The sequence below is a fragment of the Mesorhizobium sp. P2_B5 genome, assembly GCF_056404775.1.
On sequence record NZ_JBFUDJ010000003.1, the window covers coordinates 129,021 to 153,187 of the forward strand.

Sequence of the window (24,167 nt, forward strand, 5' to 3'; positions counted from 1 at the left end):
CTCTTGCCGGGCCGCAACAGTGCGGCAAGGACGGCCGTCGATCACAGTGTCGCGATCCGACCTCGCCGCGCGCATTTTCCGCGCACTGTGCGATTGACTCGCCAAGATGCGCTCCTATGTTGCGCCCGCTCGCAGATTTCCAACTCGAACCCGCGAGCAGAAAGGTCACCGCGCCATGCCTGGCGACAGTAGTCGAACGCAACCGCCGTCCGCCTAGACGTGACCTGATGGCTCACGTCCTGCCGGACGGCAAGGAGTGAGCCATGAACGAATTTTCCCCCGTCGTAGCGGGCGACGATGCCGTCGCGATCGCCCGTATCCTTGCCAATGATCACGTCGCCGATGTCGTCGAGGCCCTGAACCGGGAACCTCGCGAAACCGCGATAGAACTACTTTGCGAAGTGCCGTTCGAGCGGCTGGTCGAGATCTTCGACCAACCGGAACTCGACGGCACGTCCGAACTGGCCGAGGCGCTGCCGCGCGCCAAGGCGTGCGAGCTCCTCACCGCCATGTCGGTCGACCGCGCCGCCGATGTCCTGCGCGAGCTGGACGAGCCGGCGCGTTCCGAGCTGCTCGGCGGGCTGGCACCGCCGTTGCGGGCGACGCTGCTTTCCATTCTCGGTTACCCCGAAGGCAGCGCCGCCTCGATCATGACGACCGAGTTCGTCAGCGTGCCTTCGGATTGGACCGTCGGCCGCACGCTGGACTACATCCGCAAGGTCGAGCGGACGCGCGAGACCGTCTACGCCATCTACATCGTTGATCCCGACACGCATGTGCTGGTGCGCTCGACCGGGCTGCGCCGGCTGATCACCGGCGAGCCGGACGATCCGATCCTGTCGGTGGCGCCGGATCGCGTGCCGGTGACGGTGACGCCGCTGACCGATCGCGAGACCCTGGCGCAGACGATCTCCAAATACGATCTGCTCGCGGTTCCCGTCGTCGACCACGGCAAGATCCTCGGCATTGTCACCATCGACGACATCATCGACACCATGATCGAGGAGACGACCGAGGACGTGCACCGTTTCGGCGGCATGGAGGCGCTGGAGGAGCCCTACATGAAGATGAGCTTCCTCGCCATGATCAAGAAGCGCGGCGGCTGGCTATGCGCGCTGTTCATCTCAGAGATGCTGACCGCCAATGCCATGCAAAGCTATGAGGGCGAGCTGGAGAAGGCGATCGTGCTCACTCTGTTCATCCCGCTGATCATGAGCTCGGGTGGCAATTCCGGCTCGCAGGCAACCTCGCTCGTCATCCGCGCGCTGGCATTGCGCGAGATCGGTCTTCGCGACTGGTGGCGGGTGGCGTTGCGCGAACTGCCCACCGGCCTCGTGCTCGGCGCCATGCTCGGCGTGGTCGGCATCTGCCGCATCGCGCTGTGGCAATATATGGGCTTCTACGACTATGGACCGCATTGGCCACTGATCGCCACAACGGTGGGAGCGGCGCTGGTCGGCATCGTCACCTTCGGCTCGCTGTCGGGATCGATGCTGCCGTTCGCGTTGAAACGAATCGGCTTCGATCCGGCCAGCGCCTCGGCGCCGTTCGTCGCGACACTGGTCGATGTCACCGGCCTGGTGATCTATTTCTCAGTGGCGCTGGTCATCCTGCGCGGCACCCTGCTGTAGCAGCCGCTAAACATCCTGCCGCCGGCAATGACCGGCGGCGGGTTCGCCTTGCTCAGGCTTCAGGCCTGCCGGCCGTAGATGGCGTCGCGCAATGCGTCGGGGGAAGCGCCCATCATCCGCCGACAACCTCATCGACGCGCCGGTCAAAATTGTCGTCGAGCGGCGCGGCGGTTACGGGCATAGATCGCTCTCGAGGAATGATAACGGGCGTCAATCGACGCGCACGCCGTCCTTCACGCGGTAGGTCGGCTTGTACATGGTGACCAGTTCTTCCGCCGCCGTCGGGTGGACGGCCATGGTGCGGTCGAAATCGTCCTTGGTGACGCCGGCCTTCAGCGGAATGCCGAGCAGCTGCGCCATCTCGCCGGCGTCCGGTCCCAGGATGTGGGCGCCGAGAACTTTTCGCGTGGCGCCGTCGACCACCAGCTTCGTCAGCATCTTTTCGTCGCGGCCCGACAGCGTATGCCGCATCGGCCGGAACGTGGCGCGGTAGATCTCGATGTCGGAGTAGCGCTTGACGGCATCGTCCTCGGACAGGCCGACAGTGCCGATCTCCGGCTGTGAAAACACGGCGGTCGGGATCGTGTCGTGGTCAGGCGCCGTCGGGTTTCCCTTGAAGGCGGTCTCGATGAAGCACATCGCTTCGTGGATCGCCACCGGCGTCAACTGCACACGGTTGGTGACGTCGCCGATCGCCCAGATGTTGTCGATGTTGGTGCGGGAATACTGGTCGACAACGATGGCGCCGGTCTTGCCGAGCTCGATGCCGACGCCTTCCAGGCCCATATTCTCGGTGTTGGGGATGCGGCCGATGGCGAGCATGACCTGGTCGACCGTCAACACCTTGCCGCCGGTGACCAGCGCGTCCAGCCGCCCATCCGGCCGCTTGCGCACCCATTCCGACACGGCGTGGCAGAGGATCTTTATCCCCTTCTTTTCCATGGTCTCGTGCAGCATGCGCCGCAGATCCATGTCGAAGCGCGACAGGATCTCCTTGCCGCGGTAGACCAGCGTGGTGTCGACGCCCAAACCATGGAAGATGTTGGCGAATTCGACGGCGATGTAGCCGCCGCCCTCGATCATGATCGCTTTCGGCAGCCGCTTGAGGTCGAAGACCTCGTTGGAAAAGATGCAATGCTCATGGCCGGGGAGTGCTGGATGCGGTGCCGGCCGTCCGCCGGTGGCGATCAGGATCTGGTCGGCGGTGACGGTGCGGTCGTCGCCCAAGAGGTGCACGACATGCGGGTCGACCAGCATGGCGCGCGAGTGGAATGTCTCGCCGCCGGCGCCTTTCACGTTTTTCTCGTAAATGGCTTCGAGCCGGGCGATCTCGCGATCCTTGTTGGCGACCAGCGTCGGCCAGTCGAAACTCGCCTCCGGCACCGTCCAGCCATAGCCGGCGGCATCAGTGAAGTGCTCGGGAAATTGCGAGGCATAGACGTAGAGCTTTTTCGGCACGCAGCCGCGGATAACGCACGTACCGCCATAGCGGTATTCCTCGGCGATGCCGACGCGCTTGCCGAGTGCGGCCGCCACACGCGCCGCCCTCACCCCGCCGGAGCCGCCACCGATGACGAAGAGGTCGTAGTCGTAATCGGCCATGCCGCCGCTCCTTGCCTCAGAAATGTTTGAGACAGGTAGGCTGCATGAGGCCAAAAGAAAAGCCCGGTTTGGACCGGGCTTTCTTGGTCCAGCGGCGAGGATGCTGGTTAGTTCTTCGGGGCTTCCGGCTGGTCGCCGTCAGCGGGTGCGGCGCCGTCGGCCGGGGCAGCGCCGTCGGCGGGTGCCGCGGGCGCCTTGGCCTTCGCGGCGGCTGCCAGCGTCTCGCCGACCTGCTGGGCGAGATCGCGCGCCAGGCCATTCTGCCAGATGTCGGCTGCCTTGACCAAATCGCGCGTCACCGTCGGGCCGCTGTCGAGCAGCTTCTTGCCGGCCTCGGAATTGTAGAAGGCAGCGATGTCGGTGAGGTCCTTTTCGGAGAACACCTTGGCATAGGCCAGTGCTGCCTCCTTCTCCAGGTCGGCACGGCGTGAGGCCAGCGCCAGCGCCTTCTCGCTGATGGTCTTGCCAATCAGCTCCTGCATGTCGGGGTTCTTCTGGATAAGCTGCTGCTCTAGCGAGGCAGCGGCCTGCGGCAGGATGTTGTCGAACGGGTCGGTCGCATGGATGGCGGCGACCGCGGCGCGCGCCGCCTTCAGATGCGATTCGGTGACATCCTGCGAAAACGCCGGCGCGGAAAACGCCAAGACAGCTGAAGCCGCCACGATGGCGGAGAATTGGCGAACCCGTTTATGCAACATCATGGTCGGTAGAACTCCCTGGTTTTCGGGCGGCATGGACGGTTTGGATGCCGTCGCCGCCGGCGATGATGGCCGCTGACGCCAGCCCGATGAAAAGACCATGCTCGACCACGCCGGGGATGGCATGGAGAGCATTCGAAAGCGCTCTTGTATCCGGAATGCGGCCAAAAGATGCATCGAGGATAAAATGGCCGCCGTCTGTAACAAAAGGCTGGCCCCCCGTCATCCTCAATGTAATAGGGCCGGAAAGGCCGAGACTTTTGGCCGCTGCCGCGACCGCGATTTCGGTGGCGCGCAGGCCGAACTGATTGACTTCGATGGGCAGCGGAAACCGACCGAGCGTCTCGACCATTTTCGACTTGTCGGCAATGACGATCATGCGCCCGGAGGCCGCCGCGACGATCTTCTCGCGCAGCAGCGCGCCGCCACCACCCTTGATCAGCGTCAGCGCCGGATCGACCTCGTCGGCGCCATCGACGGTCAGGTCGAGTTCGGGCGTTTCCTCCAGCGTCGACAGCGGCACGCCGAGCTCTCGGCACAAGGCGGCGGTGCGCTCCGAGGTCGGCACACCGACGACGGTCATGCCCGTGGCGACCTTCTCGGCCAGCAGCCGCACGAACTCTTCCGCCGTGGTGCCGGTGCCGATGCCGAGCCGCATGCCGTCGCTGACATGGGCAAGTGCTGCCCGCGCGGCCTCGACCTTCAACTGCCTCGCATCCATGCTGCTGCCCCGGAACCTTGTGTCTCGGGCTCCTAACATTTTTGCCAGTCTGGTCAAAGCCCTTGGCGGCAGCGGAACGCCTGGCGATGCGCAAGGTGAGATGCGTGGGCCTTCCGTAGGAATATTTTCTTGGATGCCGTTGCCCGATGGCGGCAGGTATGCTACATTTCCGTTCAGAGTGCTGATTTGCGTCAACGACCCGCCGCCGAGGCGGGTTTTCATTTCTGGCGGCTCGCCACGCCTGCTTGCCTCGACGTGCTTGCCAGCCCGCTTGCCTCGACGCGCCGCAGCGGCTATCGCCTGCCGACAAAACAATCGCCACAGGACAGGCCATGACCAGACCGATCATCGTGTTCGACCTCGACGGGACGCTGGTCGACACGGCGCCGGACCTGCTCGACAGCCTCAACCACAGCCTTGCCGCCAGCGAGCTTGCCGCTGTCGACGAGGCCGGCTTCCGGCGCTTTGTCGGCCATGGCGGGCGGGTGATGATCGAGCGCGCGCATACCGCGCAGCAGAAGTCGCTGGCAGTGGAAGAGCACGACCGGCTGCTGAAGCTGTTTCTCGACCACTACACGCTCAACATTCCCGGCAAGTCGCGCCCCTACCCCGGCGTGGTCGAAGCGATCGCCCGCTTCGAGAAGGCCGGCTACCTGCTTGCCATCTGCACCAACAAATATGAGGGCAATTCGAAAGCGCTGATCGAGGCGCTCGGCCTGTCAAGGCATTTCGCCGCGATCGCCGGCCAGGACACGTTCGCCTTCCGCAAGCCCGACCCGCGGCATCTGACCGAAACCATCAGGTTGGCCGGCGGCGATCCGCATCGCTCGCTGATGATCGGCGATTCGCAGACCGACATCGACACCGCCAAGGCCGCCGGCATTCCGGTGGTCGCCGTCGATTTCGGCTACACCGACCGCCATGTCAGAGAATTCGAGCCGTCGGCCGTCATTTCGCATTTCGACGCGCTGACGCTCGACCTGGCGGAACGGCTGATTGCAGCGGCAAGCGGCTGAGCGAAACAGGCGATTGCGCGGCTGCCCCTGCCCTCACTATTTCAGGCACAGAAGGCCAGCGCATCGCCTTGACTTCAACGGCCTGCCTCCCTTATATCGCGGCTCGCTTGGCCTTCGGGCAACGAGCGGGCGATTAGCTCAGCGGGAGAGCACACCCTTCACACGGGTGGGGTCGCAGGTTCAATCCCTGCATCGCCCACCATTTTTTCGTGAAATTCGCATCATATTTGCTCTTCGGCGAGGTTGTCGGCTTCGGCCACTCGGGACGGATACTCAATACCGGGGCCTTTTGTCGGATACCACGACCAGCCTCCCTCCAACATGTTGGCAGCGTTTGCAGACAAGCTTCGACGCCAGCCGCTTTTCGGTGATGAAATCGTAGTGCGTGCCGTAGGTCTCGATTAGACCATCGAGATCGAGCGAGCGTAGATGACCGCATCGGGGATTGCCGCAATATACGCTGAGGCCCATGCCTTGATCGCGAAGCTCGCCAAGCTTTGCGGGCTGAGCGATCGACAGAACAATAGCTGCCGGGTCCGCCGGACTTGCCACCACCACGAGGATAGGTCTTCGAACCGCTGCCCGATCAATGGCTCCGATTGCCTGGACTGCCTTATCTTGGGCAACGCCGATGAGGGAATCGATCTCTCCCATTGCCGCAGTATGGCCGCAGACAAACAGGGCCCTTCGCAGCACGTGCAGCGCATCTCTCGTTTCGCAAAGTGTCGTCCGGAGGGTGAGAGGCATTTCGCGCTCAATTCTTCATGTAGCTGTCGGGAAGACATTCGGCTTCAAGTGCCGCTGCTATGAAGGCTCGGTGAACGTCCCTTGTGCTGCAGCACCCCGTCCGTTCCCCCACCAAGGCAGCAAGCGCGGCCAGAAACAGTGGGCCATCGGATGGCCAGTCGTTCGCCAAAGCGTCGGCCATTTGAGGCAGCGTAGCAAGGACTGAGATCGTGCCGTCCCTGCGCGCGATCGGGATCCCCGAAAACATGTTAGGCTGGCTGTTTGTCACTGCATAGCTCCCGCTGGGGCGGGAGAATGTTATGCTCTCTCAAGCACCAGCGCCCGTACAATGGCTGATGACAGAGCTATTTGAGCACTTAAATAAGCCCATGTCCATTAACTATGACGTACAAGACGAGCGATATTCGAAATTTAATATCTCGTCGTCATTTACTTGGTCTGGCGTCTGCTCGCATCGAGTGACTCGGCTCATCGCTCCAGCATCGGAGAAAATCCCGCAAGCGGTATCTATCACTGCGGCACGAGGCTTGAGTCTGGACTGCCTCAGCAACTACAACTCGCCCCTCGCCACCAAAATTCTTCTGGGCGAAATTCAGGGCGCTTGAGTAGCTCGTATAGCTCTGGAACTGGCAGACATCGGAGCCGCGGCGCACTTTCATCTGTTCGAGATCCCAGAACGAGACCTCGATGCGGTCGTCGGCGCAGTAGACCGTGTTTTTCAGGCTCCAGCCCGCGCCTTCTCCAGCGGGATGGAGACGGCAGGAATGGAAAGCGCGTGCAAGCATGACGGCGTGACCCGCGCGCATGGAAAACCCCCGAAATGAACCAACGCATAGTGCGACCGTCGCAGTCAGCAGCCGCATCGCGGCTTTTTTGCGCACCATCGTCGTTCGGCTTTCGCTGCCCTATGGCCCGATAAAGATCATCAGCATCCTGCCGCCAATCAAGGGCGATGCCCGGACGGTCACTGGTTGGCCGGCGGCGGCAAGGTCGGCGGCCAAAAGTTCGGCAGCGTCGTGTGCGGCGTCGAGGTCGGGCCTGTAGAGAACCTGGTTCTTGCCTGCCGCGCTTTTCACCTGTTCTTCGCCGGACATGGCCCAGCCCAATGCGCGCAACTTGGCGGAGAGCGCCTGGACATCCTCCTGCGCCATGCCGGCGAACTCGACGTAGACGTTCTGCGCACTCTTCTGCATACTCAGCCGATCCCTCAACACGCCGAGCACCTCGCGATCCTGATCGTCGATAATGGTCTGGCCGCCGGCCGCCGATGTTTCGAGATCGGCGACGGCCCGGCGCGCCCCGGCGAACACAGGCAGCCAGTCCGGGCGGCTCCATAGTTCGGGCGGAACGGCGAGCAAAGTCGCAAGCACGTTGCGGCGCCCGGCCGAGGTCAGCCCGGTCATGCTTTGCAGGCCGGCCATTTCGACAAGCGCCGCCACGATCTTGCGTCGTTCGGATATCGGGAGGTACGGATTGCCCAGAACCACGGCCAGTTCGCCGCGCAGCGCTTCGTTCGGGCCGTCGAGCTGTTTGGCGCGCGCCGCCAGTTGGTCGGCCGCGGTGCCGTTCGGGCCGGGATTTTTCAGCCCGTCCGTCCATTCGATGAGGGTGCCGAAATTCAGGTTCGTGCGCCTTTCGAGTTCGGCAACCGGAAGCCGATATTGCTCCACGTCGAACGCGCCGGCAGCGTCGCCCGGAACAAGGAACGCATCGACGACGAATTCCGGATCCCCGGCCGCTCCCTTCACGGCAGCCGGCACCGAAGAGACGGCAAGCTTCCAATAGGCGTTGGGGACGGGCACGCCATCGATCGGGTGGCTGGCGGGCTTGAAGATGGTGCCGCTGAAGATGGTCACCTGGTTGGCCAGCGGATTGTGCTGCGTGCGAACCCAGTCTTCGACCGGCGCCCACCTGGTTTTGTAGAATGTGCCAGACTGCGGCATCGTGTTGGGCAGAACATAGGTATACCGAGCCAGTTTGAGCGCCGCCGTTGCCGGATCGATCGCGAACTCCGGGCCCCAGGCGATGTCGCTGGCGTTTGCCAGTCGCGCGGGCAGCCAGCGCCGGTCCGGTCTAAGGTACCAGTCACGATCCGGCTGCAAATCGCGCGGCAGCCGGCTGTCATATCTCGATCCGGCGCCGGTGACCTGTAAGGTCAACCTTTGCAACCGATCGAGATTGACCGCCGAGTAGATAGCCATGCGGTGGCGTCGGCCCATGACCAGCGAGTAGTTGATATAGTCAAGCGGCGGCGCCACGGCATCGCTGGCCAGATCGCCGGTTATCCTGGGCAAGCCGATCGTGGCCCCGATGAAGTCAACCTTGTATCCCGAAAGTGCGTCGGGCTGCTTGTCGATATTTCTGCCGAGCAGAGGCTCAAGCGCGGTCCGCAGCGGTAGCGCCAAATCGCCAAGCTTGACGTCGCCGCTTGTAACTCGGCCGGCCAGCTCGACAAGCACCGACTGCTGCAATTCCGGCGTCAACTCCTCCAGCGACATGCGGCCGGCCTTGAGCTGGTCGGCCATGAACACAATCGCTGATCGCAAGGTGGCTTGGGTCGCTTGCTGGTCAGCGAGCCTCCTGCCGGCGTCAGCAAAATTTTCGTTCGCAACTGTAAGTGCGTCCTCAGCCTTCGAACGCGCATCCTTTGCTTCGTCAAGAGCAACTCTGAGCTCGTTGTTGAGCTTCACGACCTCGTTGGCCGTGGTTTCGGCCTTGAGCCGCGCCTGATCGGCGCTGGACCGCTCCAGAACAGCCTGATTCCTCTGCTGGAAGGCGAAATAGGTCGTCCCAGCAAGAATCGCGGCGAGAATGCCAAACAGCGCGATCAGTATGTTCTTGCTGCGATCGCGCTTCTTCTGGCTGTCTGTCTCCGCCTTGGCGCTGGCCTCGACAAACTCGGCGATATCCGGCCCCTGCGGCAGCTCCGACGCTTCCTTCAGCGCTTCGCCACGCAGGAGATAGCCGGCGTAGCCGGTGTTCTTCCATTGCCGCGCCTGGGCGGCCACGCGGATGCGAAAGCGCTCGGTCAGCTCGTCCGAACTCAGTTCGTCGTCCGATGCGAAGCCGTCGCCGGATACGGCACTGTCTTTGGTCGCGACGGCCGCCGATTCAGGAACGGCAATGGCGACTGCTCCGGGATCAGTGATGTCGCGCGATGCGGGTTCGGAGTCGACCGCGACGGCGACCGGTTCGGCCGTTTCGAGGCCGCCTGCGAAGGCCGCGAGACGCGCCGGGCTGACATCGGCGGAGGTGATGCCGGAGCGCGTGACCAGTTCTGCCGACCAATAGTCGAGGATGCGCTGCGCCGCGCGGCGGTCGGATTCCCGTTCGATGGTGCTGCCCGCGCGCCGCGCCCTGGCCAGGAAGTCGCGGATGGTCCGGGCATCGGGTACCGTGTTGTCGATGCTGGCCTCAGTCGTCTCGGCCCCGGCCTTGTCGCTGCGCTTCATCGAGGGGTCGCCGGCTTCGTTGGCGCTGGCGATGCGCATCAGCTCGAGATGCGCGATGCGGATATCGCTCAGCGAGACAAAATCGGCCGATGTTTCGGTTTCGGCGCCTGTGGCTGTTTCATCGCTCATGACCCAAGGTCCTCAATGATCTTGTGCAAAGGCGTGCTGACGCGGACGATCGAGGCGCATTCCGTTTTCAGCGCCAGATCGACCTGGACGAAGCGTTGCTGGGCCTCGTCCCGATAGGCTTCGAAGGCAAGGATGAAGGCGGTGTCGACGGTCTCGCGCGACAGCTGGTCGTTGACGTCGGTGGAGTAGCCGGCAAGCATTGTCCGCCACTGTCCGTTGGGATCGAGATCGGCAAGAACCTTGACCTTCGCTTCCAGGTTTCGCCACAGCGGCGAGAACTGGAACGGCAACGACTTGTCCACAGCCGCCCCCCCTTCTATCGGCTCGATCATATCGGTGAGGCTTGCCAGCTTGTTGTCGATGTCCTGCCAGAGCTTGTGCTCTACGACCCGCGCATAGATGGTCGAGGACAGTACCTTGATTGCGTCATGCGCGGCTCTTATTGCCGGCACGGAGGGCTCATCAGCCGGAAGTTTGCCGGCTATTGTTTCGAGACCCGTGGCCAGGATGCCGAAAGGCAGGTTCTTGGCGGTGACGAAGATCTGCTGGTTCAGCCGCGAGGGAACGACGCGAAGCACGGTCCGCACATCCAGCAAGGCGTCGTAGGCGTCAGCCGACGTGTTGGGGATTGCGCCCTGCAGTTTCGTCGCGGCCGACCCGAGATCGTCGAGCCATGCCTGCTCGATGTCGCGAAGCGCCGGTCCGGGGGGCAATACTGTGATCTTGTCGCCGGCGGATGCGCAGAACAGTCTCAACTGGTTGAGGAATTTGCGCAGGACGCGGACTTGATTCAGATCCGCGCCCATGTCCCGCCCGGCGATCATGAGGCTCTGGAAGCTGCCGATGCCATATTGAAAGCTCTGCAAGCCGTCATGCAGGTTCTTGTAAGTCGCAAGAACATCGATCTGGCTGGTGACGGCGGTGAGCCCATCGCCGGCGGCGAGGACCGCCTGGATATCCTTGGGCTGCTGGTTGACGGCGTCGAAGCCGGCAACCGCGGTGTTGACGCGGTCGTCGGTGGTCAGGCCCGGCAGTTCAAGCGTCGGCTTCGCCCCTGTTGTCAGTTCCTGTAGGTAGGCGGTGCACAGGGCCGCGCATTGCGGATTTTGCTCCGCTATCTTGTCCATAAGGGGCTTCGACAGACGATTGGCCAAGGCATAGTCAAGGATACTGAACCAGACTGTGAGAGCCGGCCCCTGCAGATTGATCGCTCCGGCGAGAATACCGGCGTCCTTGGTCACCCTCAACCAATCGGGAGGCAACGGGTAGAGATCAGCCAGTTGAAGCCTGAGGTCGAAATAGGCGCTGATCTCTGAACTCCCCTGGCGCTCGGTGTGGCCTTATGGTCCGTCACATCCGAAAGAATTCACATGGCATAGTCTTAAATCGTCGCGCATCTCGTTACACCATCGGTCTGCGCACATCACCACTATACAGGCTTGGCCGCGAGGTCCTGGATGATGGTGTCGATCGCGATGCCCTCATTGCGGTAGTACGTGCTCTTGGTAGCCGCGTTGGGTTCAGTGAGCCAGCCGCCGCTATGATGCAGCGCAATCAGGTTCCAGTCGGTGTCGAAAACTGGCGAGCCCGACGAGCCCGGCAGCGTATCGGTCAGATATTGAACGCGGCCGCCGCCGACGAAGGCCACGACATTGGCGACGAATGAAATCTGTTTTTGCGCGCCGCCGGGGTGCTGGATGATGTTGACACGGTCGCCGACCTTGACGGTCATGGGCTTCATGTCCAGCTCGCCCCATTTGGAGGCGTCGCCCTTGATACGAACGGCCGACCAGTCATTATCCTTGGAGGTGCGAAGCGGCACGGCGGTGTCGATGCTGAATTCCTCGAATGGCGCGTCGAGTCCGGCGACAGTCCGCTGATAATTGAACTGGACCACGGCGCCCACCATGGAAGCATCGTCGGGCAACACGTGGTTGTTGGTGATCAGTATCCCGCCGGCGGTCATGAAGCCGGTGCCGGAACTGCCATCGGCACGCTTGATGCGCACCACCGATTTCGCCCTGATAACGCCGAGTTCAAGATAGCTGATCGGCACCAGCGTGCTTTTGTCACCGAGGATCTTTTCGAGCTGGCCCGGCGCGCCGCTCCACTTGGTGGTAGGGGGCCCTTCGACCGGTGGCGGCGGGGCATGCTGCTTTGCCTGCAGCAATGCCTCGTCGCCGGGATTCTCATCCAGCGCGAAGGCGATGAGGTCGTCGGCCTTGGCTTCCTGTTTGGCGCGCTGGACAATCGCGAACCAGTTGTTGATCGCCTTGTTGTCAAAGGCGATTTGCGACGTGGCCAACCCAACCCCTTTGGCGACACGCACGCCGTCGCCGATCATCGGGTAGAGGTTGGCGAGGATCCGGTTGAGGCTGGTCAGCTCGGGTTGCGTCCACTCGGTCATCGGACGCCCTAGCTCTTCTTCTTTCGTTTGCGTGACCCGGCCCGCATGGCGATCTCTGTGCCGCGCACCGTGTCGTACTGGTCGGCGTCGATCAGCGACTGGTCGAAGCTGACGCCGGTCATTTCGGAGATTTCGGTCAGCGGGTACATGGCGCCGATGAATTCTTCGGCGACAGTGAACTCCAGCTCCGTGTCGGAAAGGTCCTGTTCGAGCACGAAGCCATAGCTGGCAAGCCCGTCACTGACGCGGGCGACGACCACCTTCCAGAAGCGGCGCGGCACCGGTGCGCGAAGGCTGGTGCCTTTGGGACCTTTGCCGGCGAATATGCGGTCATCATCGGCGAGAATCGGGCCGGCGAAGACGCAAAGTCGTTCGCTGGCCGCTTCGGACAGGACATGGTTCTCAAGATCGCCCCAATTCTTCTCGCCGCTGTCGGAGCGGTTGTAGCCCTCGACCTGGGGCGAGCAGTTGGTGACGTGGAAAGAGCAGACATTGCCCCTGAGCAGAAGCTCGAAGGTGCTGCCCCAGGCCACGTCATCGCGCCTGACGATATGGCCCTTGTCGAAAGCGCCCTGATCCTGGGTGTAGAAGACATCGGGGATCTGGTATTTGTCGTCGAGCCGCAGATCCGGGAACCAGCGCTCGCTGAACAGGCCGCCGCGCGAATAGTTGCGGCCCTTTTCCGGTTCGCGCAGATTGCTCTCCTCGGTGACGTTGGAGGCTGTGAACAGGGCCAGCCTCCGCTTGGCATGCATCTTGAGCGAGAAGTTCTGGTAGTCGAGCCGCGTGCCGCCGGCCTTGAGCGGCGCCAGAACGGAAGGGTCGGTGGCCTCCGGCATCGGCACCACGACCGGCGCGAGCTTGGTGCCGCCGGAGAGGAATTTTTCGTCGTAGCCCTCATAGGCGGCATAGTCGGCGACCGATTTGGGAACGAACGCGCCGCCGGGGGGCGTCGGTTTGGCCGCTTCGAGCTCTACTGATTCCGTAACCGCCTCATGGGCAGGCGTTGCACCGATCGAGACGGTGATGCGCAACGGAACTTCGAAGGTGACACTGCCGCCGGGCGAAACCACGACGCCTCCGCCGGTGAGTGGCGCCTGGGTGACGACGCCCGGGATCCGCTTTACGCCGCCGACCTCGATCAGGTTTACTCCCTCGGCCGGCGAGGCGCTGTCGGCCTTGTTCCACCAGGCGCCCCAATCGTTGGGGCCGCCGCTGGCGGCGCTGGCGAAGTTGAGGTCGAGGTCGACGACACGCTGGTCTTTGGCCAGCGCGCCAGTGGGCACGGCGTAGTTGCGCTCGAGATAGCGGCCGGCGAAATGCAGCGCCACGACCTCCCCGGTGGCGAGGTTGATCATGGCGGTACCGGAGTTGCCGCCAGTCGTCGAACAATCATGTGTGGCCGCGTTGACGATCTTGCCGAAACTCTCGGTGCCGAAGCCGCCCTGCAGCATGCCCGGCTGCAGGCGCTTGACCTGGAAGCGGTTGCGCATGAGGTCGTTCTGGACATCGACCGCGTTGCGGTTGTCGAACGCCGGATAGCCGATGGCGACAACTTCCTGACGCAGCATGTCGCGCGCGTCGGCGACGGCGAGCGACAGCGGCTTGATGTTGTCGGGCAGGCCCTCGACTTGGAGGATCGCCATGTCCCAATAGGGATGGATCATCCGGACATTGTGGATCTTGAAGACATTTCCTGCGGCCGAATCGCGCTTGAAGTCGATGCCGGCGGCACGGCCGTTGATGAACTGCAGATTGCGGTCACCGAGGCCTGCGGCGAAGATCTGCGCAACATGACGGTTGGTCATCAAGAGGTTGCGCCCGACGACAAAGCCGGTGCCGCCATAGGGGATGTTGGTGTTCCACAACAGTTCGATGCGCCCGATCGCCGGCAGGGCGGCTTCGATGCGCTGCTTCAATGCGGCCTCGCTGGTCAGCTTCGTCCACAGCGAGTGACCTGGTGTCGGAGCCCCGTCGAAAGTCAGCGTCGTAAAGGTGCCGTCCTTGATGTCGTAGACGGGCCGCAACTCCGGGATGATTATGGCTTCCAGATCGGAAAGCTGGTCGGGCGCGACTTCGGCCCCTCGCGCCAGATTCTCCGCACCCGCGCGCGCAGATTCAAACGCCGCTTCCGTCTTGCCGCCGTCCGTGGGCGCAAGCGATTCCAAGGCGTCACCGGCCATCGTCTCCATGTTGGCGAGGACCGATTCCGTCCCCTCGCCCCCGGTGACGAGATCGAGATATTGACGGATACGCTGCTCTCTGCTGACCGGCATGGTCGCCCCTCGCCCAAAGGTTCTGCCATAGTAAAGAACTGTATTGCCCCATTTTAGACTGGCGCAATTCTGGATGGCACGCAAGGAAACAAATCAACGCGCTTCTAATATGACTGAGGCGTGACGCTGGCATGTCTCTTCGTCCGCAGTCGCTCGCGATGTATGACGCTCGCATTATTTTAGCCCCGCCGTATGTGATCTCGATCACAGACGCTCACGCTGCTTGCGCCCACCAATCGCAGCGGCGGAAACAGGCATTGCGGCTCATACCGCCTTTTCGCGATTTCGACAGTTCTGCAAGGATTAGCAGGCACCAGGAATTTTCATCACCTAACTCTTTTCATCAGTTGCCGTCTGCACGCCTCCGGCTCCTCCCGCCGGGCGTGCAGACGGCTTTCCGCCTGGCGCAAGCCACTACTGCGCGCGACCACTGCGCCACGCCTTTAGAAGGCGTAATGGCAAAGGGATGAACACCGGGCTTTGATGCGGTGCACTCTTGCCGTAAACTTTGCTGATTGCGGCAATTGGGAAGTTCAACATGGCTTTTGGCGGCGCGAACGACAGAAACGATCTGCCGCGCCTGGCGCGCATCGATCCAAAGCTGTTCGATATTCTTTTCAGCGGTTGCAAGGTCGAGCGCTTCGCCGCGGGCCAGCATCTGTTCGTCCAGGAAGATGCCGCCGACCGCATCTATGGGGTGATGAGCGGCACGGTGGAAATCTCGATCTATTCGCCCGGCGGCCAGAAGCTGGTGGCCAATATCGAGCTGTCGCGAAGCCTGGTCGGAGAGATCGGCGCGCTTGACGGACGGCCCCGCACCGCCACCGCCATCTGTCTTACCGCGTGCGAGCTGGTCTCGCTGAGCAGGACACAACTCTTTGATCGAATTGAAAGAAATCCGCCACTGGCGCGCGCGATGATCGAACTTCTGTGCGCCAGGCTGCGCTGGGTCAGCGGCGAGCTCGGCGATCAGGCCTTTTTCGGCATCGAGGCAAGGCTGGCCAAGCGCCTGGTCTTCCTGGCCGAGGTGATGGCCGATAGCGCCGGCTGGATACCGATCTCGCAATCGGAGCTCGGAGAGTTCCTCGGCGCCACGCGCGAGTCTGTCAACAAGACCCTCAATGACTGGCGCGCCCGTTCGTTCATTGCCATCAAACGCGGCGGCCTGCGCATCACCGACACCGGCGCGCTGCGCCACATCGCCGAGTCGCAGGACGACGACTGACGCCGAATCAGAGCTGCGAAATCAGATAGCGCAACGCCGAGCGGCTGGGCATGAAGAAATACCCGCCCCCCTTGGTGGTGACGAATTGCGGCATGTCACGGAGCGTCGTTACCTTTTCCCATGACGGAATGGTGAACCTGCCATCGCCGTCGCGCGACCCAATCGTCGGGTCTTTTTCAGCGACGAGGCCTTGGAACGTGGCCGACGAAACCCAGGTTTGCTGGATGAATTCGTACTGGCGCTCGATGTCGGCGTTAAGGCACATGAAGAGCAATCCCTTTTCGACCTTGCCATTCTTGCCGTCCTGCTTCTGGTAGGTGCGGCCGACCCGCAGGATACGATGGCGCTTGCCGATATTGATCTGCGTATCGCGGTCCTCGCCCAGCGAATCGCGCGGGTTGGAGCGGCGTATGTGGGCACCAAGCGGGCAGCGATGGCCTTGCGGATCCTCGGCGCCAGTGGCGAAGTTGTTGTCGATGATGCGCCCCGGATGATCAGGGTTGCGCACCAGCGAGCTACCGTTCTGCCAGCGGCCGAGCATCTTGGCGGCAATCCAATCTTGAGTGATGGCTTGGTTGCCGAGTTGGCTCGCGACCAAGGCTGCAGCCTTTTTGCAGTAGTCGTTGAAGACGTCGACATGCTGTTCGAACTGGCGAATAACCAGGAATGAGCCGTTGCGGCCGAAATCGCGCGGCGGTGGCGGCAGGCCCGGAATCAGCCGGCTACGGCGCACCTGCGAAAGGATTCCGGTCCGATCGCGCGATGCGCTTACCGAGGGCGAGGCTGGATAGAACCCATGCTCGTCACGATAACCGAACAGGAACTCGCCGGGCGCGACCAGATGCATGGGCGCGGCGCCCCTGCTGGCGCGGGTCGTGCCGCGGACAATCGGCTGCGAAATCCCGTCCGCGAAACCGAAATGCTCGTAGGCTGGCCCACGTTCCGCCCGGTCGGACGATTTCGTATTCGTGTCGGTCGGACCCCGATTTACGGCGAGCGGCAGTTCGGCGACGACCTGCATGCCCGCACCGGTCGTCTTTCGTTTCACGGCCGCAATCTCGGTCTTCAACCTTCCCGGTTCTTCAGCATAGCAGACGATGACCACGTCCACCGGGTTCTCCAACGACCCCCACTCCCATTCGTCCGGGCCGTCGCGGCCTCGGTCGTCCAGAATGCGCCCACGCTCGGGATTGCCCATGCCATGGCGAAAGGCGATCGGAAATGTCTCCAGTGGATCGTCCCCCACACTCTCGTCGAGCCCAAGCTGCCGCAGGCCATCGGGACCAAAGGCTACTATCATGGCTCGCCCGGCGGGCCTGCCTTCGCCGAAACTCGTCTGCTCGACAACGAAATCGAGCCAGGCTCTGCGCTTGGGCGCCGGCAACTTGTCCGGCACCCGGATCGCAAGCATATGCGAATAACCGAGAGGGCCGAGCGGGCCGAAGAAGATGGACTGGATCTCGCCGGTTTCCAGCTGCTGCTCGAGAGGTGCCGGAAAAGCAGAGCTGATATTGGCCAGCAGCGAGGTGGTCTTTTGAACGGTGGTTGTTTCGCTCGCTGGGCGCCGTAGCGAACCGAACAAGCTCAGCCAGTCGCGCGCCTCGTTGCCGACGGCGGAAGCAATGCCGCGCCTGATCCGGGAATTGATCCGGATGCGCGTTGTGTTGATTTGGGGATAGGCGGAGTACCAGAACAGTGTCGGCACCTGCTGGCGCCGCGCCCAGCGCTTGAAGCGATCGCCGTCGCGCGCGCCGTCAAGGAACAGCCATCGTGCACGTGGATAGCCTACGGTGTTGCTCCACACTCCGGTCAGGCCAGCGGATGCCTTGGCGATGAAGTCCTCAAGATAGCTTTCCCAGCTGCCCCCGTAGTTGGAGAAGAACATCAATCGGTTGGAGCCGGGCAGCAGTATCCAGCGGGCAAAATGGATGGTGTTGATGGTGTTGAGGAAGCCTGGCTTGAACACCTTCTGGGCAGCTATCGAGATCAGGTAGAAGGAAAACCTGAGCGCGAGCCGCCGCAAAATGCCAGCCTTCATCGTGGAAATCGCGGTCAGATGGTTCTGCGCCGCGTGGTCCTCCTTGACGATTATCGCGTTCAATTCAGATATGCCAATCGATGTGCTTTCCGGCTGATCGCTGTCCTCGCGGCGTCGCAGCGCCAGCAAGCACGAAAACACCAGCAGCGCCGCTGCCACCAACACTCCAAGTCCCGACAACAGAAGTGAAGTGATTGCTACGGCTATGGCGGTGAAGGAGATTTCCTGGGAACTGATGTCGATTGATCTGCCGAACACCACACTGTAGGTCATGTACCAGCAAGCAGCCCAGATGATCGCCACTGTGACGAAGACCGGCGGTACCAGCAAGGTCGTCATCAGGGCACGGCCCCAATGGCCCGGCGGCTTTTCCAGCAGGCTTTCGGCCGGCTCGAACGCCCAGGCAAACGTCCCCAATGACTGAAGATGCTGTCGCGCTTCAGCGAGCACGGCGGGAGCGTTGCCGGTGCCTTTGCGTGGCCGCTCCACGATGCCGCGCACAGCTTCGAAAAGTTCTGCCTCGGCCATGATGCGCTGGACCGAATGACCGGGCGTGCCCGAAAACACCAGTCCGGCATTGCTGCCAAAGGACGGCGATATGTCGACATTGTGCTTGCGCAGGAAATCGTTCAAGGCGCCGCCATCGGGAAGGTTGCAGACGTCCTTGAAGATCGGCCGCAGCCGGTGTCCGATGGCGTGCGTCACGGCATTGATGACATCGTCGATGCTCCCGTCGCCGGAAATCTCGAGAACCAGAGCTCCTTTTTCCTGCCCGGAATCAGCGTCCGTCTCGCCCGTACCGACTACGGCCAGGCTGGTGAAATGGATGGTGCCGACAATGTCGAGCGCGGTGCGGATCTCTTCGCCGGCCGGGTTGCCGAGGCTGGCAATCTTGTCGCGGAGAGCGTCCAGCGATCCGGACCGGGTGACCGGGCAAACCACCGTCACCATCGACTGGGTGACGGTGCGGCAAAGTGCTGCCGATTCGAAATCGACCTTGAGGGTTTCGGGATAAGCGCCGATGCGCGTCATCCGCCCAGCCTTGCCCGACATGCGGCGCAGGTTCTGCTTCTGGAACAGAGCGCGCAGGCTTTCGCCGATCTGGATCCTGGCGATCTCGGCGCCGATGCACTGATGGATGCCGTGGCCGAAGACCATGTAGTCGCGATGCGGGCGCGATGTATCGAACTGGTCCGGGTTCTGCATGGCGTCTGCATCGAACATCGCCGACAGCGTAGCCGGCATCACCACGGTGCCCGCCTTGACGAGGCGCTCGCGTCGCGTGCCCTTGCCGATGATCGCGTCGCGTGCGGTGTAGCGCCACGGGCCGATCCAGATCGGCTTGAAGCGCATGGCTTCAAGGACGGCCTTGTCGAGCTTGCCGGTGTCGTTTTCGGCAAGTGCGGCGTCGACGGCTTGCCGTGCATCGGACCGCGACAGGATCACGTCGAGGCAATTGCCGCTGGCCAGAACATTGGTCGGGACGAAGCCCGCGATCATGCCCAGCATGATCGAGTTGAGGTCGTCCCGCGACAAGCGGCCCTGGTCCATCTGGGAAACCAGCCTCGCCAGCGGCTGCTCGGTCTTCAAGCCCCGGTCCCTGACCGACTGGATGGAGCGGTCGATGACTTTGAGAAGACGATCGCCCGCCACCACTGCGAGCTCGCGCATGACGGGGCTCGCCCCCGGGTCCGAAAAGAACAGCGCGCTGAGCGCGATCGACCAATCGGCGAATTCCGATTCGTCGTCGATCTCGATCCCGAAATAATCGCGGCAGATGTGCACCGGAACGAGCTTCAGCAATCCGGAGATCGCATCGAAACCGGGGCTGGCGCGCATCATGATCTCTTGCGAATGACGCGCGGCGATCGGCCTGACCACGGCCTCGACTTCGGCTGGCGGAAAGGCGCTCAGCACCGACGATTTCATGCGCCGATAGTCGGCGCCGTCCTGCATGCCGAGGATGAAATTGGAGCCTCGCGCGAACTCGGTCATTTCCGGGCCGTACGGGGTCTGGAATTCGTCGCCGCGCTCCAATATGTCACGGACATCGGCGTTCTTGGTGACGAGCAGAACCCCGAACAGTTTGCCGGTCGGGCGGAAGCGCCGCAAGAACGCCAACCACACGCGCGGGTGATCTTCGACGATAAATTCGGCGATGCGCGCCAAAAGGCCCGTTTTGCGGATCCGGCCGAGATCGAAAGGCGGCATTTCCGATAGCGGTCGCTGGTTTTTCTGGGCCTCACGAATGCCGTCGAAATACTTCAGTTTGGTCATGCGCGATCAAGCCCCCCGGCTGTCCACGTTATTGCGATGCCGGCCCTTCAACGCCTAGGTTTGCATCGGTTGTACGTATGTGAATTTTTTCACAGTTAATCCGTGTTCGGCCAGCATTGAACGCCATGCTCATTTGGCCAGTTGGAAATTGGCAACGAGGAACTCGTTCGCTGCCTTGTCGGTGAAGGGTATCCAGCGCACGCGCTCTTCGGAAAAATCGGGATGCCGGGTGGCGAAAATGGCCATCTCGCGCCGTGCCTGTTCCGGCCGGCCGCTGCGCATCAGGGCCCCAATTTTCAGGAACCTGGCATAGAAATAGCCCGGAGACAGGTTGAGCGAGCGGTCGGCGGCGGCGATCGCCGCCGGCCAGTTCTCGACGAAACTGTAGGCTGCCGTCAGTTCCCCCAGATTGTGGAAGCGGTAGAGGTCGAACGGGCTCAGTCGCTCGGTGTCGAGAAAGAACGGAATCGCTGATGCGGCATTGCCGAGCAGCAGCTGGGCGCTGCCCATGGCCGAGCGCGCGAAGGCAAAGCTCGGATTGATGTGGATCGCTTCCTCGAGATGGTCGACCGCCGATCGCGGTTCGCCCCGCATAATGTCGACGGCGCCGAGATGGGCGTGCGGACGCGCATCCAGGCTGTCCATCAGCAAGGCCTTGCGGGCAAACTGCTCGACCTTGTTCAAATCGTCGCTGTCGCCGAACCGCAGCCATGCCCGCCAGAAATACCACCACGCCAGTTCGTTGAGCACGGCGCTCGAATTGGGGTCCTCGCGGTAGGCCTTCTGGAAGAATTCCAGCGCCATTTCGGTGTCGCCGCGGGTGCGCCGGTTCATGTGCCAGCGTCCGCGCCGCACCAGCTGCCAGGTCTCCAGGCTTTCCCAGGGCACCTGGAAAGTGCGCGCCTGCTCCGCCCGGTCGACCTCCTTGTCGAGGATCGAAACGATCTCGGCGCCGATCTGGTCGCGCAGGTTGAAGATGTCGACCAGGTCGCGATCGAAGCGCTGCGACCAGACCAGCCGCCCGTTGGACGCGTCCGCCAATGAGGTGTTGAGGCGGATCTGACCACCATTGCGCATCAGCGTGCCACTGACGATGTAGCGCGCGCCGAGCGCGTTGCCGATCACCCGCGTGCCCAGCGTATCGTCGCGAAACTGGAAGCTGGAACCCTTGGCGATGACCGAGAGCCACTTGGTGTTGGAAAGACCGTAGATGATGTCCTCGGCAATGCCATCGGCCATATAGCCGATGTCGTGCTCGCCGCCATTGCCCTGAAAGGGCAGCACGGCGATCGCTGGCGGCCCTTTGGACGACAGTTTCTGCGGGGCGTTGACCTGAGGGATGGCTGCGAACGATGCCGCCGGCGAGGATCCGTTGCCGCCGCGCCCGGCGATCAGGACGCGCACCGGCAGGGCAATGTTCTTCAGCATGAATTCGCCGAGATCGGTGAATTCGGCCGCCGTCTTGTCCTTCACATGGTGCCAGGTCGTCTCCGAAACGGCGAGACCGTCACCCGGCGCGAACTCCTGAATGCGAGCAGCGATGTTGACGTCGTCGCCGTACAGTTGCCCGCCACGCACGATGACGTCGCCGGTGTTGATGCCGGCACGAAACGGCATGCGCATGTCGTCGGCGACCGAAGCGTTGAGCGCGACGATGCGGCCCTGGAAATCGAAGGCCGCGCGCAAAGCCTCGATCGGGTTGCCGAATTCGGCCATGATGCTGTCGCCGGCGTCGCCGAACGTGCGGCCGCCAAACGTGCCACAACTATCGGCGATGATGTCGCGCCGTTCCTCGAATGCCGCGACAGCGGATTCATCGTCGATGCCCATCAGCCGCGAGAACCCGACGGCATCGATAGAAATGATTGTCGCCAGCTGACGGGTGTAGTTCCGTACAGCCATGTTGGAGCCCCGGTCCCTTCTGGTTCTGGTCTAGCACAGGCGACGACCCGTTCCTGAAACGCTTCGCCGTGCGCTGAGAGAAGAAGATCCCGGCAGGTCTGGCGCGCCATGCCACCCTGCCAGGACCAGAAGTCTAGCAGGGTCTAGGCGAAAGCTCTACCACCATCGGGTTGTCCGGCGCAGGTCACGGCAGCGGCCATGGTTAGCCGCCGGTTACCGCAAATGCGTGGGGGGAATTCGCCCCTCTGGGTTGCGGTTCCGGAGCTTTGCGGAAGCCACGCCTCGCTTGCCGTGGGCGGAACAAATTGGCCTGCGAGCGAGTTTCCGGTGCGATCCATGCCAACATGAAATGAGGGCAATCATGCGAAATCTTGTTTTGGCGACCGGCGTTGCACTTCTTCTCGCCGGCTCAACGGCCTTTGCCGCGGATGATGACAGGCCATTGCCGCCGCAGAATGCCCAGAAACTGTCGGCAATCATCGCCAAGGTCGAACAGCGCGACGGCTTCCGCTATGTGAAGGAAGTCGACTGGGACAAGGACGGCTATACCGTCACCTATTACACGGCAGACAAGGCGAAAGTCGAAATCACCTTCGATCCCGTGACTGCCGAACCGAAATAGCGCTGCTGGCGCGCCGCCTCGGCAATTCCTTTACAGCGGACTTTTTGCCTAGAGTGGTGAGCAAACTGGTGCGCGAGTGGGGCGGTCATGCTTTCTTCCAGCCGGGGTTTCAAATGGCTCGTGCCCGCCATTGCCTTGGCCTGCGCGATAATCTGCGGGACCGCAGCACGTGCCGAGGGGCCTTCCTTCGACTGCCGCAAAGCCAGCCTGCCGGCGGAGAAGGCAATCTGTGCCGATCCACAGCTTTCCGCCATCGATGCGCTGGTCGCGAAGGCTTTTGTCGGCTTCGAGCCGGCCTTTGGCGGCGACAAGCGCAAGATCGCACGAGCGCTGATCGCCGACAGGAATGCTTGCGGGCAGGACGCCGCGTGCATCGTCAGCGCCCAGAATAACGCCCTGCAGACCTACGGCAATGCGCCATCCTGGGTGCAGGACTACAACATCGCGTTGATCGGCAAGAAGGCGCTCGACATCGCTGCACGCCATCCGGGCAGCCCCGACCAGCCCCTGCCCTCGTCGATCGGGCAATGCGCCTTCACCCACATCACGGCGCTAACGACGCGGCTCGGCGACGACCCGCTGGAAACCGCCAGTCCTGAAGCCGGCAGTCTGGCGCGATTCAGCAATGATGGTGCTGGCGTCTCCTATGAGCGTGAGCCTGGCCTCGCCAGTTCGAAGGTCGGCGACCCGGTCGTGATGTGCCTGATATCGATCCCGCGCGACTGCCCGGAGGGCGACGACCGCGGCCGGGTCTATTACGGCGTGGACCTGACCCTCAACGGCACGTGGGCGCTGCCGGATTCGCAGCATATGTGCGGCGGGGCCTGAAGATTCGCCGCAAAGCACTGCTGGATGCACTCTTGCGCCAATACGCCTTTGATGGCTGAGTGCGCGCAACGATTGCAGGGCACGGGGGTGCATGGCGATGGTAAAGCACGTTTTGAAGCGCATCCTGATGATGTTAGCCGGCTTCTTCGTTTCGGTGCTGATCGGGTTGATCGCGGTGGTGGTGATCTACAGTGCGCTCGCCGCGCTGCCCAACGCGCCGGACTATTTCGGCGCCATGGGGGTGACACCTGTCGTGGTGCTTTTGTGGCCGCCGCTCGGCATGTTCGTCTATTTCCTGACGATCATACTGACCGGTCTGCAGACGCTGATCTTCGCACTGATTGCCGAATTCTTCGCGCTGCGCAATTTCCTGGTCCACATGCTGTTTGGCGCTGCCGCCGCCGCGGCCGGCTTCTTCCTGATCTGGCCAGGCGCCGAGGAGGATGTCGAGCGTTGGGCCGATATCGGCATCATCGCCGGCGCCGGCCTGGTCGCGGGTCTCGTCTATTGGCTGATCGCCGGCCGTGACGCCGGCTTCCGGCGTCCGCTCATCCAGCGCTGATCGCACGAATCGCGCGACCGTCTATCGACTAAAC

Annotated in this window: 17 protein-coding genes and 1 tRNA gene; 7 read left to right on the forward strand and 11 right to left on the reverse strand. The window is 62.6% G+C overall.

The window, feature by feature from the left end:
- The first annotated feature begins 263 nt into the window (after positions 1-263).
- Complete coding sequence (gene mgtE, locus AC1D1N_RS13340) at positions 264-1,631, forward strand: magnesium transporter (protein WP_477349011.1); 1,368 nt, start codon at positions 264-266, stop codon at positions 1,629-1,631.
- 210 nt (positions 1,632-1,841) lie between these two features.
- Here the strand turns inward: mgtE and gor are convergent, their stop codons facing one another.
- The 3 genes from gor to rpiA all read right to left on the reverse strand — a co-directional run bounded on the left by gor (position 1,842) and on the right by rpiA (position 4,652).
- Positions 1,842-3,233 (reverse strand): glutathione-disulfide reductase, encoded by a 1,392-nt coding sequence (gor, locus tag AC1D1N_RS13345; RefSeq protein ID WP_477349013.1) that lies wholly within the window; start codon positions 3,231-3,233, stop codon positions 1,842-1,844.
- A 107-nt stretch (positions 3,234-3,340) separates the two neighbouring features.
- Entirely contained in the window at positions 3,341-3,934 is a 594-nt protein-coding gene (locus AC1D1N_RS13350; protein ID WP_436259992.1) for a DUF2059 domain-containing protein, read from the reverse strand.
- Positions 3,921-4,652 carry a ribose-5-phosphate isomerase RpiA gene (gene rpiA, locus AC1D1N_RS13355; RefSeq protein ID WP_477349015.1) on the reverse strand — a complete coding sequence of 244 codons (732 nt, stop codon included), beginning with the start codon at positions 4,650-4,652 and terminating at the stop codon, positions 3,921-3,923. Before rpiA ends, AC1D1N_RS13350 begins: the two co-directional genes overlap by 14 nt.
- Positions 4,653-4,984: 332 nt before the next feature.
- Here rpiA and AC1D1N_RS13360 point away from each other — a divergent pair, with 332 nt between their 5' ends.
- Both AC1D1N_RS13360 and AC1D1N_RS13365 read left to right on the forward strand, forming a co-directional pair.
- Complete coding sequence (locus AC1D1N_RS13360; RefSeq protein ID WP_477349017.1) at positions 4,985-5,668, forward strand: phosphoglycolate phosphatase; 684 nt, start codon at positions 4,985-4,987, stop codon at positions 5,666-5,668.
- Between the two features lie 127 nt (positions 5,669-5,795).
- Positions 5,796-5,870 (forward strand) — tRNA-Val (locus AC1D1N_RS13365).
- Positions 5,871-5,941: 71 nt separating this feature from the next.
- On the opposite strand, the gene AC1D1N_RS13370 is transcribed toward AC1D1N_RS13365, so the two are convergent.
- The 6 genes from AC1D1N_RS13370 to AC1D1N_RS13395 form a co-directional block, all read right to left on the reverse strand.
- Positions 5,942-6,415: a hypothetical protein gene (locus tag AC1D1N_RS13370; RefSeq protein ID WP_477349019.1), complete on the reverse strand. Its 474-nt coding sequence runs from the start codon at positions 6,413-6,415 to the stop codon at positions 5,942-5,944.
- 425 nt (positions 6,416-6,840) lie between these two features.
- Positions 6,841-7,299: a hypothetical protein gene (locus AC1D1N_RS13375; protein WP_477349021.1), complete on the reverse strand. Its 459-nt coding sequence runs from the start codon at positions 7,297-7,299 to the stop codon at positions 6,841-6,843.
- 21 nt (positions 7,300-7,320) lie between these two features.
- A complete protein-coding gene (locus AC1D1N_RS13380) occupies positions 7,321-9,996 on the reverse strand; it encodes a DNA/RNA non-specific endonuclease (RefSeq protein WP_477349023.1) in 2,676 nt (891 codons plus the stop codon).
- Positions 9,993-11,123 carry a hypothetical protein gene (locus AC1D1N_RS13385; protein ID WP_477349025.1) on the reverse strand — a complete coding sequence of 377 codons (1,131 nt, stop codon included), beginning with the start codon at positions 11,121-11,123 and terminating at the stop codon, positions 9,993-9,995. Before AC1D1N_RS13385 ends, AC1D1N_RS13380 begins: the two co-directional genes overlap by 4 nt.
- A 302-nt stretch (positions 11,124-11,425) precedes the next feature.
- Positions 11,426-12,403: a trypsin-like peptidase domain-containing protein gene (locus tag AC1D1N_RS13390; RefSeq protein WP_436259986.1), complete on the reverse strand. Its 978-nt coding sequence runs from the start codon at positions 12,401-12,403 to the stop codon at positions 11,426-11,428.
- Positions 12,404-12,411: 8 nt separating this feature from the next.
- The gene (locus AC1D1N_RS13395) at positions 12,412-14,679 is read right to left on the reverse strand and encodes a DNA/RNA non-specific endonuclease (protein WP_477349028.1); all 2,268 of its coding nucleotides are present in this window, start codon (positions 14,677-14,679) and stop codon (positions 12,412-12,414) included.
- Between the two features lie 538 nt (positions 14,680-15,217).
- On the opposite strand from AC1D1N_RS13395, the gene AC1D1N_RS13400 reads away from it, so the two are divergent.
- Complete coding sequence (locus AC1D1N_RS13400; RefSeq protein WP_436259984.1) at positions 15,218-15,904, forward strand: Crp/Fnr family transcriptional regulator; 687 nt, start codon at positions 15,218-15,220, stop codon at positions 15,902-15,904.
- A gap of 7 nt (positions 15,905-15,911) precedes the next feature.
- Here AC1D1N_RS13400 and AC1D1N_RS13405 read toward each other — a convergent pair whose 3' ends face one another.
- Positions 15,912-20,219, reverse strand: coding sequence for a cytochrome P450 (locus tag AC1D1N_RS13405; protein WP_477349030.1), 4,308 nt, complete (start codon positions 20,217-20,219; stop codon positions 15,912-15,914).
- A 129-nt stretch (positions 20,220-20,348) separates the two neighbouring features.
- Positions 20,349-22,121, reverse strand: a complete 1,773-nt coding sequence (locus AC1D1N_RS13410) for an adenylate/guanylate cyclase domain-containing protein (protein ID WP_477349033.1) — start codon at positions 22,119-22,121, stop codon at positions 20,349-20,351.
- Between the two features lie 361 nt (positions 22,122-22,482).
- Between AC1D1N_RS13410 and AC1D1N_RS13415 the strand changes: the two genes are divergently transcribed.
- The 3 genes from AC1D1N_RS13415 (at position 22,483) to AC1D1N_RS13425 (ending at position 24,133) form a co-directional block, all read left to right on the forward strand.
- A complete protein-coding gene (locus AC1D1N_RS13415) occupies positions 22,483-22,743 on the forward strand; it encodes a PepSY domain-containing protein (protein WP_477349035.1) in 261 nt (86 codons plus the stop codon).
- 87 nt (positions 22,744-22,830) lie between these two features.
- The gene (locus AC1D1N_RS13420; RefSeq protein ID WP_477349037.1) at positions 22,831-23,571 is read left to right on the forward strand and encodes a lysozyme inhibitor LprI family protein; all 741 of its coding nucleotides are present in this window, start codon (positions 22,831-22,833) and stop codon (positions 23,569-23,571) included.
- A gap of 91 nt (positions 23,572-23,662) precedes the next feature.
- Complete coding sequence (locus AC1D1N_RS13425) at positions 23,663-24,133, forward strand: hypothetical protein (protein ID WP_112561709.1); 471 nt, start codon at positions 23,663-23,665, stop codon at positions 24,131-24,133.
- Positions 24,134-24,167: the final 34 nt, after the last annotated feature.